This is a genomic window from Jeotgalibaca sp. A122 (genome assembly GCF_052266715.1).
GTDB lineage: Bacteria > Bacillota > Bacilli > Lactobacillales > Aerococcaceae > Jeotgalibaca.
This window is the reverse complement of record NZ_JBQPRB010000005.1, coordinates 1-14,846: the sequence shown is the minus strand read 5'-3', so window position 1 is coordinate 14,846 and position 14,846 is coordinate 1. Positions and strand designations below refer to the sequence as shown.

The 14,846-nt window shown below is 45.6% G+C and carries 12 protein-coding genes, 12 tRNA genes and 1 rRNA gene; 3 read left to right on the top strand and 22 right to left on the bottom strand.

Translation table 11 applies throughout. The features are described 5' to 3' along the window. Window positions 1-5: 5 nt before the first annotated feature. Entirely contained in the window at window positions 6-1,472 is a 1,467-nt protein-coding gene (locus ACTU7M_RS06710; RefSeq protein WP_443473609.1) for a phosphomannomutase/phosphoglucomutase, read from the bottom strand. A gap of 105 nt (window positions 1,473-1,577) precedes the next feature. Between ACTU7M_RS06710 and ACTU7M_RS06705 the strand changes: the two genes are divergently transcribed. From ACTU7M_RS06705 to ACTU7M_RS06695, 3 genes are read left to right on the top strand one after another with little or no spacing between them, the layout of a single operon-like run. Continuing rightward, complete coding sequence (locus tag ACTU7M_RS06705) at window positions 1,578-2,534, top strand: AAA family ATPase (protein WP_443473608.1); 957 nt, start codon at window positions 1,578-1,580, stop codon at window positions 2,532-2,534. 1 nt (window position 2,535) lies between these two features. Next, on the top strand, window positions 2,536-3,438 hold the full coding sequence (locus tag ACTU7M_RS06700) for a DUF58 domain-containing protein (RefSeq protein WP_443473607.1): 903 nt from the start codon (window positions 2,536-2,538) through the stop codon (window positions 3,436-3,438). After that, on the top strand, window positions 3,435-5,570 hold the full coding sequence (locus ACTU7M_RS06695) for a transglutaminase TgpA family protein (RefSeq protein WP_443473606.1): 2,136 nt from the start codon (window positions 3,435-3,437) through the stop codon (window positions 5,568-5,570). The genes ACTU7M_RS06700 and ACTU7M_RS06695 overlap by 4 nt, the downstream gene beginning before the upstream one ends. Before the next feature lie 124 nt (window positions 5,571-5,694). Here the strand turns inward: ACTU7M_RS06695 and ACTU7M_RS06690 are convergent, their stop codons facing one another. From ACTU7M_RS06690 to rrf, 21 genes are all read right to left on the bottom strand, one after another. Continuing rightward, window positions 5,695-6,639, bottom strand: a complete 945-nt coding sequence (locus ACTU7M_RS06690) for a nuclease-related domain-containing protein (protein WP_443473605.1) — start codon at window positions 6,637-6,639, stop codon at window positions 5,695-5,697. Window positions 6,640-6,690: 51 nt separating this feature from the next. Beyond that, window positions 6,691-7,197, bottom strand: a complete 507-nt coding sequence (gene trmL, locus ACTU7M_RS06685) for a tRNA (uridine(34)/cytosine(34)/5-carboxymethylaminomethyluridine(34)-2'-O)-methyltransferase TrmL (RefSeq protein ID WP_443473604.1) — start codon at window positions 7,195-7,197, stop codon at window positions 6,691-6,693. Continuing rightward, window positions 7,198-8,349: a tRNA epoxyqueuosine(34) reductase QueG gene (queG, locus tag ACTU7M_RS06680; protein WP_443473603.1), complete on the bottom strand. Its 1,152-nt coding sequence runs from the start codon at window positions 8,347-8,349 to the stop codon at window positions 7,198-7,200. A gap of 163 nt (window positions 8,350-8,512) precedes the next feature. Further along, complete coding sequence (locus ACTU7M_RS06675) at window positions 8,513-9,361, bottom strand: methyltransferase domain-containing protein (RefSeq protein WP_443473602.1); 849 nt, start codon at window positions 9,359-9,361, stop codon at window positions 8,513-8,515. A gap of 16 nt (window positions 9,362-9,377) precedes the next feature. Beyond that, window positions 9,378-10,757, bottom strand: coding sequence for a PTS transporter subunit EIIC (locus tag ACTU7M_RS06670; RefSeq protein ID WP_443473601.1), 1,380 nt, complete (start codon window positions 10,755-10,757; stop codon window positions 9,378-9,380). Window positions 10,758-10,846: 89 nt separating this feature from the next. Beyond that, complete coding sequence (pcp, locus tag ACTU7M_RS06665) at window positions 10,847-11,494, bottom strand: pyroglutamyl-peptidase I (RefSeq protein WP_443473600.1); 648 nt, start codon at window positions 11,492-11,494, stop codon at window positions 10,847-10,849. 20 nt (window positions 11,495-11,514) lie between these two features. After that, complete coding sequence (locus ACTU7M_RS06660; RefSeq protein ID WP_443473599.1) at window positions 11,515-12,456, bottom strand: DUF979 domain-containing protein; 942 nt, start codon at window positions 12,454-12,456, stop codon at window positions 11,515-11,517. Then, window positions 12,456-13,142 (bottom strand): DUF969 domain-containing protein, encoded by a 687-nt coding sequence (locus ACTU7M_RS06655; RefSeq protein WP_443473598.1) that lies wholly within the window; start codon window positions 13,140-13,142, stop codon window positions 12,456-12,458. The genes ACTU7M_RS06660 and ACTU7M_RS06655 overlap by 1 nt, the downstream gene beginning before the upstream one ends. Window positions 13,143-13,614: 472 nt before the next feature. Continuing rightward, window positions 13,615-13,698: transfer RNA gene (locus ACTU7M_RS06650), tRNA-Leu, on the bottom strand. A 47-nt stretch (window positions 13,699-13,745) separates the two neighbouring features. Beyond that, window positions 13,746-13,816 (bottom strand) — tRNA-Cys (locus tag ACTU7M_RS06645). A gap of 12 nt (window positions 13,817-13,828) precedes the next feature. After that, window positions 13,829-13,900 (bottom strand) — tRNA-Gln (locus tag ACTU7M_RS06640). Window position 13,901: 1 nt separating this feature from the next. After that, window positions 13,902-13,977 (bottom strand) — tRNA-His (locus tag ACTU7M_RS06635). An 11-nt stretch (window positions 13,978-13,988) separates the two neighbouring features. Beyond that, a tRNA-Trp gene (locus ACTU7M_RS06630) sits at window positions 13,989-14,059 on the bottom strand. 15 nt (window positions 14,060-14,074) lie between these two features. After that, window positions 14,075-14,155, bottom strand: a tRNA-Tyr gene (locus tag ACTU7M_RS06625). 1 nt (window position 14,156) lies between these two features. Continuing rightward, window positions 14,157-14,232, bottom strand: a tRNA-Phe gene (locus ACTU7M_RS06620). A gap of 19 nt (window positions 14,233-14,251) precedes the next feature. Continuing rightward, a tRNA-Asp gene (locus tag ACTU7M_RS06615) sits at window positions 14,252-14,324 on the bottom strand. Window positions 14,325-14,326: 2 nt separating this feature from the next. Further along, window positions 14,327-14,399: transfer RNA gene (locus ACTU7M_RS06610), tRNA-Val, on the bottom strand. A gap of 29 nt (window positions 14,400-14,428) precedes the next feature. Further along, window positions 14,429-14,500 (bottom strand) — tRNA-Glu (locus ACTU7M_RS06605). A gap of 17 nt (window positions 14,501-14,517) precedes the next feature. Continuing rightward, window positions 14,518-14,604, bottom strand: a tRNA-Ser gene (locus ACTU7M_RS06600). Window positions 14,605-14,637: 33 nt separating this feature from the next. Beyond that, window positions 14,638-14,711: transfer RNA gene (locus ACTU7M_RS06595), tRNA-Asn, on the bottom strand. Window positions 14,712-14,722: 11 nt separating this feature from the next. Beyond that, window positions 14,723-14,838: ribosomal RNA gene (gene rrf, locus ACTU7M_RS06590) — 5S ribosomal RNA — on the bottom strand. Between the last annotated feature and the right edge of the window lie 8 nt (window positions 14,839-14,846).

The following is a 14,846-nucleotide window of genomic DNA, read 5'->3' as shown; positions in this document are numbered from 1 at the left end:
CCTCCTTATTTTCTGATAATATTTTCGCGGTCCAAAGCGCCCTGTTCCATGAAAAATGGCATGATTTGCTCAACTAAAGGCGTAATTTCCCCTGCCTTGTCACTTTCCAACGTCCAAACCAACAACGGTTCATGCAGACTCATCCGCAAGATAAACCATCCGTCCGCAAAATTAGCCCGTACCCCTTCTAGATGATCAGGAATCAATTGAATATCAGCCTGTTCAGCCAAAAATGCCTTAAAGCGATCAATCACTGCCAAACCATTTTCCTGAATCGGTTCTTCAACAATCACAAAACGATATTCCGTAGTTTCTTCAGGTTGTTTCAAATCTTTTATCAAAGCCGGTAAGTCCGTATTTGCCATCAATAATTTGGCGACCAAATAAGCCCCGTCATCCAAATAGTAATTTTCTTTCAAAGCGGCATGTCCACTCGTTTCAATTGCCAAAGCCGCGTCAAGTGCGATTGCCCGGTTGATGACGTTGCGATAGCCGGTTAAATAACGATCCTGTTTCCCGCCTAAACCGACGATAAAATCTTCCACATGTTGGGAAGTTGCGGAGTTGGTTACAATCGTTGCACCTGGTTGCTCTTTCAACAACACTGCTGAAATCAAGGCAATCAAGTTATTACGGTTCAAAGCTTGCCCCTGGGAGTCCACTAACGCCGAACGGTCAACGTCGGTGTCAAAAATGATCCCTAAATCAGCCTGATTACTTAAAACGGCATCTTTTAAAGCTTGCATGGCAACTTTGTTGTCGGGATTGGATTCATGGTTCGGGAACATCCCGTCTGGTTCAAGGAATTGGCTACCTGTGGTATTGGCACCCAGTGGCTGCAATACTTTCTCGACAAAGAAACCACCTGCCCCATTTCCGGCATCCACAACAATGTGTTTACCTTCCAAAGGCTTAAATCCTGCATCAATGCCCTCGCGGATTTTTCCCACCAAATCTTCGGCATAAACCGTCAACAAATCTTTTTCTACAATCACAGCCTGATTACCCGCTTGGAAAGCAGATTCGGTAGCCAGTTCCAGAATTTCGTCGATGTCCTCGTGCTCGGCCCCGCCTGTTGCCGTAAAAAACTTCAAGCCATTGTATTGAAACGGCAAGTGACTCGCAGTGATCATAATGGCACCGTCTACCCGGAAATCATCATACAGAGTTGCCATAAACATGGCAGGAGTCGTTGCCATCCCACAATCGATAATGGTGACAGCGGCATGCGCCATCCCCTCGAATAATGCTTGTTTCAAATCTGGACCGGAAATGCGGCTATCCATTCCGATTGCGACAGTTAATTCCTTGCCCGGAACCCGTTTTTGCAACCAAGTAATGAAAGCTTGACCAATCTTTTTCGTTCTTTCCACCGTTAGGGTTACTTCTTGTTGCGGTGTTGAAATAGCGATTCCGCGAATATCGGAACCGTTTTGTAAAGCCAGCATTGCTTGTTTTTCAGACATACTCATATGACCTCCTAAGGAAATGTTAATTACATTATAACCTTTTCGCCATACCATTTCACTGCCAACCTGTATAATAGAGGTAAGATAAATATTTGAAGGAGGTTCACCATGGCTTTAACAAAAGAACAACTTCAAGCAGTCCGGAAAGTCCACCTGCTAATCGAAACGGTGAATGCAATCATTATCGGAAAAGAAAACATTACGAAACTAACCATTACCGCGATGTTGGCAGGCGGCCACGTCCTTTTTGAAGATATCCCCGGCGTCGGCAAGACGCTCTTGGTAAAAACAATTGCTACTTGTATGGGGGCCGATTTTTCGCGGATTCAATTTACCCCCGATCTCGTGCCAAGTGACATCATTGGTTTCTCGATGCCGCAACGTGGAGCAGAAACGTTCCAGTTCCGGAAAGGGCCTTTATTTTCTTCGATTATTTTAGCGGATGAAATCAACCGAACTTCCCCACGTACCCAAGCTGCGATGCTGGAAGCAATGGCTGAGCATCAAGTAACAAGCGATGGGGTTACTTATGATTTACCAGATCCCTTTTTTGTCCTGGCAACGCAAAACCCGATCGAGTATGAAGGAACCTATCCCCTACCGGAAGCACAATTGGACCGTTTTTTGATGCAGTTGTCCTTGGGCTACCCAACCCCTCAACAAGAAGTCAGGATGTTGGCGGCACCTGATAACCGAGAAGCTTTGGCAAATTTAGAACCGATTTTGGATAAACAAACCTTTCATCAATTAAAAGCACTGGTACCTACGATTCATGTGGAAGAAGCCTTGCTTGACTACATCGTCCGATTGGGAAATCAAACGCGGGAAGACCAACGGATTCGTTTGGGAATCAGTCCCCGTGCCAATCAGTTTTGTCTGCTTGCGGCCAAAGCCTATGCGCTTTTGGAAGAACGCAACTACGTGATTCCAGATGACATTTTGGCCGTTTTGCCAGCCGTATATCGCCATCGTTTGTTGTTTTTTGAAAATTTGACGACAAAACAAATTGATGATTATATCGCATCTCTGGTGAGGAAAGTTCAACCCCCGATGAGGAGGTCTTAATATGGTTTACAGGAGAATGGCCAAGCAAATCGCTATCCTCTTAGGCTTCTTCATTCTGTTTATATACACAATGGCATTTCCCGGAACAACTTCCTGGTTTATTTTATTGTTTTTTAGTTTGGTGGTCGTAGTATTGTGGCTATCGACCCTGATAGTTTGGCAACGGGTGGAGGCTGATGTGAATCGGCTCCGCTTGGTAGCGGTCTGGCCTTTATTTTTACCGGATTTAAAGATTCGGGTGGAAAATATGGAAACGCAAATGTCCGCCCTCCTCCGTCGACGCTTCGATTTGGCGATGAAGTTACCACGGGGGCACTATGATACGTTGACAGTGGAAACAGCGGGAGACGATTATTTTGGTTTTTTCCGGCATCGGGTGCTTAAGCGCGTACCAGTAAATTTGGATGTTTATCCAGACATCGTGCCCATTCATAAGTTATCCCATCACCCGGAAATCAGGCGTTATTTGAAATTAAGCGCACCGGAAATCCGGCAGATCCGGGATTATTTGCCACAGGATCCTTTGAAACATGTGGATTGGAAGGCTTCGTTCAGACGAGAGAAATTGATGGTCAAGGAATTTGAAAAAGAAGTGGAACCCCGTTTGCATCTGGTGTTTATAGGATTTCAGACACCGCGTTTCGAGCAGCTATTGGCGCTTAGCTATAGTGCCAAAAAGGAATGGCAAGAACAATTGGCTGTGCGGGTTGATTTGATTGGTGGGGATTCATTTTTGACGATTCAACCGAGTTGGGACAAAACGGCTTTGTTGGCCCAATGGCAACAGCTTGATTTGAAGCATGGCAAGGCGATTGTCTTTGTTCCGGAAGCACTGGTTGATGAGCTCCGCTTGAGTCGCCATGAGCCATTTATGATGGTGACGGAAGCAGGTGAAGCGCGATGAAATTTGTGAAACGCCTGTTTTTGGCAGTCGGGTTCGTGGGGTTGTTTTACCCTGTTTTGACGGTTTATGTACCTTTGAGTGAGTTTAGTGACGTGGGCGGCATTCTCTATTATTTGGTGGGAACAGCCTTGGTGACTTTATTATTGCCGTTTTGGTTTACGTGGATTCCATTTCAAATTGGCTTGGTGATTGTCTGCTACCGGTATTATCTGCCCTCGGATTTATCGGGAATGGCCTGGTTTCAGAATGAAATTTCACAAGTTGGAGCGAGTTTGGCGCAATTTTTTACCGGTGCTTCCGCAATTTTTCCAACCAACGTGAGTTTGGTGATGATGCTATTGTTAATCGCATTGTCGGGATATTTGCTGATTGTGCATTTGCGACCCGTAGCTGGAATCATGGCGGCAATGATTTATGTGATGATTTTGCAGGTCTTTACCAAATACGATTATTTTGCAGCGATGGTCCAAATTTTGGGTATGGGACTTTTTGTACTGGGGGTTTCGCGGATTTCAACGACAGTGGGCTGGAAAAAAGCGTTGGGCTCCTTGTTGATTGTCACCGGTATGAGTGCGGGCTTGACCCGGGTGGCGGTTTGGGCGACCGAGAGTTTGGTCCCGCAACAACAATGGGTTGAAAACCAAGCGAAAAATGTCAATCGGTCGCTGGATGAGGCTGGGCTGTTCGATTTGGTGGATTATTACAATTCCGGGGGTAGCTTGACTCGGATGGGCTATGATGAGGATGATTCCCAATTGGGCGGTCCTGTGCAACAAAATTTTGACCCCGCATTTGCGGCGTATGATGATGAACCGCATTACTGGCGTATTTCAACGCGTTCGGTGTATACCGGCGTTGGCTGGGAAAATCCCGATACGTTAAATTTGCTGCCGGTTGAGTATGGGTTTGTAGAATCAACCGGGGAAGAAGAGACGGTTGAAATAACGATCGATCGCGAAAGTGATTTCCCTTATTTCCCCTACACCTATCAGATGGTGGGTGCAAATATCGAAGGGGGTGCGTTTGAGTACGTAGTGCCTTCGAACGAATTGTACGTTGAGAATGTTGGGGGTGTGGTGCCCTATTCATTGACGTTGGTGGACGTTGAGATGGATTTTGCCGGGTTGAATAATGTTTCGATTACGGATACATTGGGATTGGAAGAGTATTTGGTGGTACCGGAAAGTGTGCCGCAGCGCGTGTGGGATTTGGCAGCCGAGTTGACGGCCGGTCCGGGAACGATGTACGAAAAAGTACGGGCGTTAGAGCAGTATTTGAGCTCGGACGGCGGCTTCCGGTATAGTTTGCGGGAAGCATCGGTGTTGCCGGACGGAGCGGATTATGTGGACCATTTCTTGTTTGAATCGGGCGTGGGTTATTGTGATAATTTTTCCACGGCGATGGTAGTAATGGCGCGGATGGCTGGAATTCCGGCACGATGGGCAAAGGGATTTAACAGTGGAACAGCGGCGGTTGACGCGGATGGTGTCGCTTATTATGAGGTAACGAATGCAAATGCGCACTCATGGCCGGAGATTTATTTCCCTGAACATGGATGGGTGCCGTTCGAGCCGACACCTGCATTTAACCAACCGCTTACTAGTGTGGCCAGCAATGAAGATGCGGTTCTTCCGGATGAGGACGATGTTTTGAATCCGGATGAAGTTTCAAAGGAGCCTGAAATGCCTGTTTCCGAGTCTTCATCGCGCGAAGTGCCGGAGAGTACCGAGGTTGGTGAAGAAGCACGTGCTACTGAAGAGCGATACCTGCCGGAATTAGTTGGTGTGTTGCTGTTGGCAGGGATTATAGCGGTCTATTGGTGGCGGCATAAATTATATCCGTTAGCGGCCGAATGGTTGTTGCAACTCCCGCGTATGGATAAGCGTCGGGTGATTCTGTGGCTGTTTGAGTTGGAGCAACCACGTGCCAGTGCGCAGACGTTAAGACAGTATTTTGGCGAAATTGAACGTCTGGCACCGATGCACCGTGCGGTTATTGAACGGTTTGTGGCATTGAATGAAGCAACCTTGTATGGACCTGACGAAACGATTATTGAGGATGATCAAATCTACGAGGATATGATTGCCGTGTATCGGGATATCCAGAAAATGAAAGAGAAGAGTAGTTTTTAAATTGAAACCCTCGCAGATGGAATTAAACCATTTGCGAGGGTTTTTTAAGTTGAAATGGTTTAATTAATCTTTATTAAACCATTTCAACGATATTTTTGGGTCCAAATGGTTTTATTATCACTAATTAAACCATTTCACTCGTTATTTTAGGGGCAAATGGTCTAATTATGAAATAAGCTCCCTTGGTCGTACCCATTTGCTCAAAATGTTTACGCAAACTTCGATGAATCCTTCTAACTTCAAACTGATTATCACAAAAATCACCCACTAGCCTACTCGTCACTTTCACTTTCGGAAACAACAACTGCAATTCCACTGCCCACCTCACGATTGCAGTTTCTGCCCTTTCTTCGCAACCACACTCAAGGCAACGAACCCGCTGCCCAGCTACTCTTGTCCCAAACCCGCCACAATTCTGACAGTCCATTCCTTTCTTCAATTTCTTAAATGTATACACAGGTAGCAAATCATAGTCGACTTTCGCGGGGCAATGACGAGCAACCAACAGTTCACCCAAGCGACGATGCGACTCCCCAATCCAACCATCAAAGCGATTCAGGGCTTTTACCCATTCATTCAACTCGGGGACAAATAAAAATGGCAAACCAATCGGGGCGTTGTACAAATAAAAAGTCGGATCGATAAACACTACCCGCCCCACCACTTCGAAATCAAACCCCCAAGTCTTTAATAAATACTGTAAATTCACGACACAACGATTTAACTGCTCGCGCGGATTTTTGTAGGGCTTGCCCGACTTTTTGCTCACAATCTGTCCATCCGCATATTCAAACGCACCACCCCAATTTTTCACCTCAAACACAATCACTTGTTTGCCCGTCAGCAACAACGCATCTATTTGAAAAAAATTTGCATCCAGACGTAACCGTACATCACGCAACAACACATGCGCACACGTCAACCCTTCCAAAACCTCTCTAAAGCAATCTTCCCCACCTAACCCCCGATCCAAATTTGCCAAATAGGACTGTAACTCCGTCGGCAGCACAAACCGCCGTTCTAACGCATGCAAAATTTGATGTATTTCCGTCTTTACGCCATTAACCAAAAAAATCACCCCTTTCTACATATATATATATGCAAAAAAAGGCGAAAAGTTTTATTTTAATTTATCTTTTTCATAAACATGCGTTTTTTCCAAATTTGGGAACCCTTGTTGACGCAATGCCTCATAAACAATCATGCAAGCCGTGTTAGACAAATTCAATGAGCGTACGTGTGTATCATTCATTGGAATCCGTAAGCAATCCTCCCGGTGCTCCTGCATGAACGTTTCCGGCAACCCAGTCGTTTCCTTACCAAATATAAAGAAAACATCCTCGTCCGCAGTAAAATCAGCATCCGAATAAACGGTCTCAGCAAACTTGGAAATCAAATATAATTTCCGGTCGCCCAAATAGGCCATGAACGCATCCAAATCCGCGTGTTTCACAATATTAACATCGTTCCAATAGTCAAGCCCAGCCCGTTTCAAATGCTTGTCATCCGTCGAGAATCCCAGCGGCTCAATCAAATGCAACGGCGTATTCGTCGCCGCACAAGTCCGGGCGATATTTCCCGTATTCGCCGGGATTTGTGGTTCAAATAAAACTATATGATTCGTCATCTATTCCGTTTCTCCTTCAAGCTTCGCGAGCGCCATTTCCATTTCCGCCCGCGCTTCCGCGTCTTCTTCTTTTTCAATGCATTCCTGGAAAAAGGCCAACAGCTCCGCATTCACATCGCGCACAATCTGACCGATGGCCCACGCTGCCGTCCCTCTTAAAACCGGCCGCACGTCCGTCTCCATCACGCGCAGCAATTCCGGCACCGCACTCCGATCGCGGTAGTTTGCCAACGCAATAATCGCATTCCGTTGCAACGGCTTTTTCCCACGCCACGAGCCGGCCAAAATACCAAACTGACTCTTAAATTCCTTATTCGACATCGTCAACATCGGCTGCAGAACCGGTGTTTCCCGGTCCGGCTCTGGTTCCATCTCGGGATGCAGATGGAAATTTTTCCCCGCATTATATGGACACGCCTGTTGGCAAATGTCACAGCCATAAATCACATGCCCCATCTTCCGGCGAAACTCAAGCGGCATATTCCCTTTTGTTTGCGTTTGGAACGACAAACAAACCTGTGCATTCAACCGACCGTCCCCCAACAATGCTCCCGTTGGACATGCCGTCACACAACGATAACAATCCCCGCAACCAAACACGCCCGGAGCATCCGGAGCAAGTTCAATATCGGTGATAATTTCGCCTAAATACACATAGGTCCCAAACTCTTCTGTTATCAACAACCCATTCCGGCCGATAAACCCGAGCCCGGCCCGTTGCGCTACCACCGTGTCCATCAATTCACCCGTGTCGACCATCGGCTTAAAGCGTGCTTCCGGCATCTTTTCCGCCATGAACGCCACCAACTGGTCCATCTTTTCACGTAAAATGAAGTGATAATCCACTCCCCACGACGCACGCGCGAAAGAACCGCGACGCACCCCTTTTTCCCGCTCCGGTTTTACGAGCGGCTTGGAAGGATAAGCGAGGGCAATTGAAATAATCGACTTTGCCCCGGGGAAAATAAGTTCTGGATACAGCCGTTCATCCAACACCTGATGTTCAAAACCCGATGTATGACCGTTGGCTTTTTGTTCTAACAATGATTCTTTCATGTCATCAAACGGATCGGCAGTTGTAAAGCCAACTTTATCGATTCCGATTTCTTGACACGCTTCGATAATCTGTTCTTTCAAAGTTGCGTTTACCACCCTGCATTCCTCCCTTTGTTTTGACTAAATTATAGCATAAAAAAAACGTATAGACTCGGTGGCTAGCACGGCGAATCAATACGTTGGATAAGATCATTTCGACTAATATAAAATGGCAATGATATACTCCCAAAATGATACATCTAATATAACACCGTTATGTTTATTTGTAAACCTTTATGGGTCCACTTATCAACAATGAAACCGCAACAGAAATTGTTTTCAATGGTTTTTTCAGTATTTTTTCGATGTCAGCATCGGTTGCACCCCATGTGAGTGGTGTCATTTCAACCAACCAACGGAAAGTTGACTCGGTGAGCTCTACTTCATACCTCACATGTTTATGTAATGCTTCCGGATATATTTCTTTGAAACGGTTCACCACATCCTGATTATTATAGCTACGGTCCCCATATAATAATTCACGTAGCTCGATCAAATAATCCGCATCCGGTACAACTTTGTACACCCGTCCATCCGGTTTTAAAACGCGATTAAATTCCTGGTAATGGGACGGCGAAAAGATATTCAAGATGGCATCAAATTGCTCTGCCCCAAAAGGTGACTGGGCCAAATCCGCCACACACCAAAAAGCATCATCAAAGAAGTGGGCTGCTGCCAGTTGAATCGCATCCTTGGAAATATCAAAACCAATTTTCTCCCCTGATAAACCTTTTTCGGTCAAATAATGTAAATGCGAGCCTTCGCCACAACCAACATCCAAAATCGTCCCTTCTTTGGGGATATGATTCAAGATGGCATCCAAAATCGGATGGAAAAATCCCGTATCTGCCAACGCTTTACGACTCGACAACATTGCCTTATCATATTCGTTTTGGCCCCCTTTTAACAATAAATGAAGCGTCCCTTTTTTGCCCAAATCAAAGCGGTGATTATTGGCACACACCACACCTTGACCTGACACGTCCTGGAACGCTTCTTTACAGACTGGGCACTGGAACAGCGCCAGATTTTCTTTTAAGAATACTGCACTACGTTCAATTTTTTTCACGACTCACCCTCCAACTTTATTCTATCACATCAAGTCCTTGACCGCTTGTGGCAATTCGAATCTCTTCATCTGTCAATTCCACCAAAGGCCGCATCATCGTCAGAAAATAAGCGATTAAAGCCGCCACCACCATGCAACTGATGGCAACAAATAAATTCCCGGAATCATCCACAAAGGCAGGCAATGAAGTGATATTTGGATTGACAAATTGATAGATCCTTAAATCAAACAACCCGGCCAACAATCCTCCGGCCCCACCACCGATCATCACATACCACAGCAAATTCTTTAAAATTAATTCGCCCCCATACATTATAGGTTGAGTTACACCCAAGAGTGACAATACAAATGATAGCCCCGTATAATAACGATAAAGTTTTTTCCGGCTCTTCATGGTTAATGCGAGTGCCACCCCTGCATGGGCAGCATTGGAAATGAGCATACCTGGTCCCAATAACATATCATAGCCGGTTGATTCAATCGCCTGAGTCGCTGCCTCAAAAAAGGAATAATGCGACCCCGTCAAAACGAATAACGGCCCCAAAAAGCCCATTAATGCCGTTGCCAAGAAAGGGATTCTTTCCGCCATCATGATGAACAACGAGACGGAGATATGACTGGCCAAAGCCATCAATGGCAACAAAATGATGACGCCAAAAATCAGACCCAATCCCATCAGGATACATGGTCGGATTACAGGCAACAGGGTCCCAGTCATCCGTTCAGTTAGCTGACGATTAATATAGGCTAAAAACGGAACCAGAATCAAAACAGGTAGAATCGTGTTGAACTGGTGGTTTTGGATAAGAGGGAATTTAAGGAACTGATTTAAAATTCGGTCTGCAACAAAATTGGTAATGGTTGGCTGGATCATAATCCCTGCGATTGCAGCAGCTATATAAGGGTTTGTTTTAAAATAGCGGGCACTGGAAAAAGCAATGAGGACAGGTAGGATCATAAAAACGAGGGTATAAATAACTGAAAGGGTTTCGGTGGCGCCTACAGCTGATCGGTAAATGGCGAATGACAATAACAAGACCATAAAGCCCTGTATGACGCCACCGGCCATAATCGTAGATAATAGTGGAATAAACAATTTACGCAAGAGATTTGTAAGCTTAAACGGCGGATCTTCTACTTCCATCCTGCCGGTTTCTGATAAACGTAACCCTGAAACCAACGCTTGGGCTGAACCATCATTTGTCAAGATACTGACACTGGTCAATCCAATTAACACTTCAGACACAAATGGTGCTGCTTGAATACGTTGGATTTCTACATATTCCATATGAGCAACACGAATGACAAGAAGCTGTTCGCCTGCTTCCATTCCGACAATGTTATCAACACCACCCAAGCTAGCGGCTAGCTTATTTGCACGAAGCTGAAAATTCATTGATGTCCCTCCTCTCAGCCTATTTCGTCTCTAATATAACATTTTTGAGTAAAAAAAGACACTGACAGTAATCGTCAGTGTCATGGATATTAGTGAATAGCGCCGCCAACACGCTTTAAATCTTCTTTGTCATGGAACTCAACCATTGCTTCAATGGCAGCTGTCAGACCTTTCGCCATGTCTTCCAAACTCATTGCTGGTTGATTTGGTTTATTAACCACTTGCTCCGGGATATATGGGACATGGATAAATCCGGCCTGGATGCCGCCCAATTCCTTCTCCGCTAAATAGAGAGCGTGATACATAATGTGGTTGCAGACAAAAGTACCTGCCGAGTTGGAAACAGCTGCCGGCACTCCCGCTTCTTTTATTTTTTCAACCATTGCTTTAATTGGCAAAGTTGCAAAATATGCAGGTGCTCCGTCTTCCTTGATGACTACGTCGATCGGTTGGTTGCCTTCGTTGTCTTCGATACGGGCATCATCTTGGTTGATCGCCACGCGTTCAGGTGTGATGGCAAAACGGCCGCCCGCCTGCCCGATACATAAAATCATGTCAGGTTTAATTTCCAAGGCTTTTTCACGCATGACATCTGCTGATTTGTGGAAGACAGTCGGAATTTCCAACTTCACAATTTCTGCGCCGGCAATTTCGTCTGCCAACAGTTTTACGGCTTCAAGAGCCGGGTTAATTTTTTCGCCACCGAATGGGTCGAAGGCTGTTACTAAAATTTTCATCGTATTATTCCTTTCTTTTCCTAGAATGCCCAGAAATACATCAGTGCGATATGTACCACGATTAAAATGAGTGCCATTGGCGTTTGTGCTTTAATCACGCCGTTTGGATTTTTCATTTCCAATAATGCAGCAGGCAGTGCGTTAAAATTGGCTGCCATTGGTGTCATCAAGGTTCCACAGAAACCAGCTGTCATCGCAAGGGCACCTGCAATAACGGGATCGGCACCTTGTGCGATCACGAATGGAATCCCGATTCCAGCTGTAATAACCGTAAAGGCAGCAAATGCATTCCCCATGATCATTGTAAAGATAACCATACCAAACACATATGCCAAAACGCCAATCAAACGATTGCCTTCAGGTACGAAACCGGAGATCAAGTCAGCGATAACATCGCCTACTCCAGCTGTCGTGAACAACACTCCAAGTGCTGCCAGTAGTTGCGGTAAAATACCAGTCGTACCAACTTGTTGCACCATACGATCGGATTCAGCCAATGTTTGGTTTGGTGTTGCCCGGAAAATAGCCATAGCAACAATAAGTGAAAGGACTGCTGCGGCTCCGATACCCACTTGACCGCCGAAAGGTGTGAATTGAGCGATTAATACCGCTGTTAAAGCCAAAAGGATAGCCGGGATGAATATTTTATTGCCAAAACGGTTTGCATGCGCTGTTTGTTCCTCTTCGGTGTTGGTCTCGATTTTACCGATTTTCACTTGTTTAAAGAGCGTCAAGAGACCCATGATCAACAAGAAAACCCCGCTGAAAACTGCAGGCATAAAGTTTCCAAACCCAAATACCACACCTAACAGTGCCCAGAACAAAGCAGTTCCGAAACGAGTCGGGTGATCCGGTTGTTTCAACACGCGAAAAGCTGTATAAAATAACTGAAGTCCGATAAGCAAATAAAAGAACTCAAGAATCATAGGAACGAGCGTTTCAGTAATGTAAGCTGTATCCATTATTTACGCCCTCCTTTCTTCCCGTATTTACGGTCCATTTTTCTATCCGTCAAAATGTTGCTACCTGCGGCTAATGCCAAAGCAATTAACGCTACTGGAATAGAAGCAGATGCTACTGCAACAGGTGAAATTTCATAGCCCAAAGACTCCATTGTTCCTGAAATCAACAAAACGCCAGATGCCGCAATAAATGTATTTTGTGCGAAGAAATTACCAAAGTTTTCAGATGCTGCAGATTTTGCTTTCAACATTTCCACGTCATCTTCATCAATCTCATCGTATTTCAGTTTTGCCGCAGCTTGCACCATTGGGTCAACAATCGGACGTACAAACTGTGTTTGCCCTTGTACCCGAATGGAGAAAAAGGCCGCAATCTCGCGGATGAATTGATACAAGGTCAACATTCTTCCGGATGTCAGTCCTTTTAATTTTTGAATCAAATTGGTAGCCTGCACTTTTAGTCCAAAACGTTCAGATAAACCAATCATTGGTAACGTCAAGAAGAATAACGTTACTAAACGGTTATTCACAAATGCCGATCCCAGAATTTCCAAAATTTCGACAAAAGAAATGCCGGATACCAACCCTGTTACAACTGCAGCAATTAAAACAACCGCAATAGTATCCAGTTTAAGAACAAAGCCGATGACAATAATAGCAATACCAATCAAACGTATCCATTCCATTGTTTATCACTCCTAATAAGTATTTTATAATCAACATATTATATCAGAAAGTAGTGCATTATAGTAAAGATATGTTGCTGTATCTGGGGAGCTGAGTAAAAAAAAATTACGTCCTTGCCTATGTGCGGCGTTAAGCAGGTGGTAGCATTTTAATCGTCGCACTTTATGTCCCTAGTGCGGCTTTAAGCGCCTGGACGAGCGCAGAAAGCCGCATTTAACCCCCGTAGTGTGGCGTTCCCATAAAAATTCGCAACGGAACGCCGCATTTTTCCGGAAAACGCGGCGTTTATGTCTAAAATATATTTTAATCGCCGCACCCGGCTATACGTGTGAGCATCAAAAAAGTTCTTGGTTATCTGGTGTCGGTGAAGGAAATGCCCTTCGGGATTTCCGCGAAGAATACCTACCAACACCATAAATAATAGAATCCAAAAAAACACCAACCTCTCGGAAGAAAGATTGGTGTTTAGTATACCGGCGGCCGGGGTCGAACCGGCACGCCCTCGCGGGCACTGGATTTTGAGTCCAGCGCGTCTGCCTATTCCGCCACGCCGGCATAACGAGTATGTAAATGAGGTTGCAATTTTTTTATTCTTTTCAATAAGGCGGTAACCGGATTTGAACCGGTGATGAAGGTTTTGCAGACCTGCGCCTTACCACTTGGCTATACCGCCATAATCAAAAAACTGGGGTAGCTGGATTCGAACCAACGAGTGACAGAGTCAAAGTCTGTTGCCTTACCGCTTGGCTATACCCCAATGGGGCGACTGATGGGAATTGAACCCACGAATGCCGGATCCACAAACCGGTGCGTTAACCACTTCGCCACAATCGCCATAAAACTAACAGGGGTAGTAGGATTCGAACCCACACTGACGGTTTTGGAGACCGTAGTACTACCATTATACTATACCCCTAAAAACAAAAAAAGATGGAGGGGGGCAGATTCGAACTGCCGAACCCGAAGGAGCGGATTTACAGTCCGCCGCGTTTAGCCACTTCGCTACCCCTCCATGGTGGCTTGGGACGGAATCGAACCGCCGACACCTTGAGCTTCAATCAAGTGCTCTACCAACTGAGCTACCAAGCCATTTTAAAAAATAAAACTACGGTTCCGACGGGATTTGAACCCGCGATCTCCTGCGTGACAGGCAGGCATGTTAACCCCTACACCACGGAACCAATGGAGGTTGACGGGATCGAACCGCCGACATCCTGCTTGTAAGGCAGACGCTCTCCCAGCTGAGCTAAACCTCCATGTATTATAAAAATACATCGCTGAAATATGACCCGTACGGGAATCGAACCCGTGTTACCGCCGTGAAAGGGCGGTGTCTTAACCGCTTGACCAACGGGCCATGATAATATTCTAGAACGGAGAGTAAGGGATTCGAACCCTTGAGACGGTTACCCGCCTACACGGTTTCCAACCGTGCTCCTTCGGCCACTCGGACAACTCTCCAGACATTGCTATTAGACCTCTTAAAAAAGAGAACTCCGCAAGTAGGACTCGAACCTACGACATCTTGATTAACAGTCAAGCGCTACTACCAACTGAGCTATTGCGGAATAATGTTGATGCGCGGCAGCGTCCTACTCTCACAAAGGGAAACCCTTCACTACAATCGGCGCTAAGAAGCTTAACTTCTGTGTTCGGGATGGGAACAGGTGTGGCCTTCTCGCCATCGCCACCGCACATCTATT

Excerpts from the sequence above, each read along its gene's own strand:
- ACTU7M_RS06710 (WP_443473609.1), bottom strand. The coding sequence starts at position 1,472 with ATGAGTATGTCTGAAAAACAAGCAATGCTGGCTTTACAAAACGGTTCC.
- ACTU7M_RS06695 (WP_443473606.1), top strand. The coding sequence starts at position 3,435 with ATGAAATTTGTGAAACGCCTGTTTTTGGCAGTCGGGTTCGTGGGGTTG.
- ACTU7M_RS06660 (WP_443473599.1), bottom strand. The coding sequence starts at position 12,456 with ATGGATACAGCTTACATTACTGAAACGCTCGTTCCTATGATTCTTGAG.
- trmL (WP_443473604.1), bottom strand. The coding sequence starts at position 7,197 with ATGACGAATCATATAGTTTTATTTGAACCACAAATCCCGGCGAATACG.
- ACTU7M_RS06655 (WP_443473598.1), bottom strand. The coding sequence starts at position 13,142 with ATGGAATGGATACGTTTGATTGGTATTGCTATTATTGTCATCGGCTTT.
- ACTU7M_RS06670 (WP_443473601.1), bottom strand. The coding sequence starts at position 10,757 with ATGAATTTTCAGCTTCGTGCAAATAAGCTAGCCGCTAGCTTGGGTGGT.
- ACTU7M_RS06705 (WP_443473608.1), top strand. The coding sequence starts at position 1,578 with ATGGCTTTAACAAAAGAACAACTTCAAGCAGTCCGGAAAGTCCACCTG.
- pcp (WP_443473600.1), bottom strand. The coding sequence starts at position 11,494 with ATGAAAATTTTAGTAACAGCCTTCGACCCATTCGGTGGCGAAAAAATT.
- ACTU7M_RS06700 (WP_443473607.1), top strand. The coding sequence starts at position 2,536 with ATGGTTTACAGGAGAATGGCCAAGCAAATCGCTATCCTCTTAGGCTTC.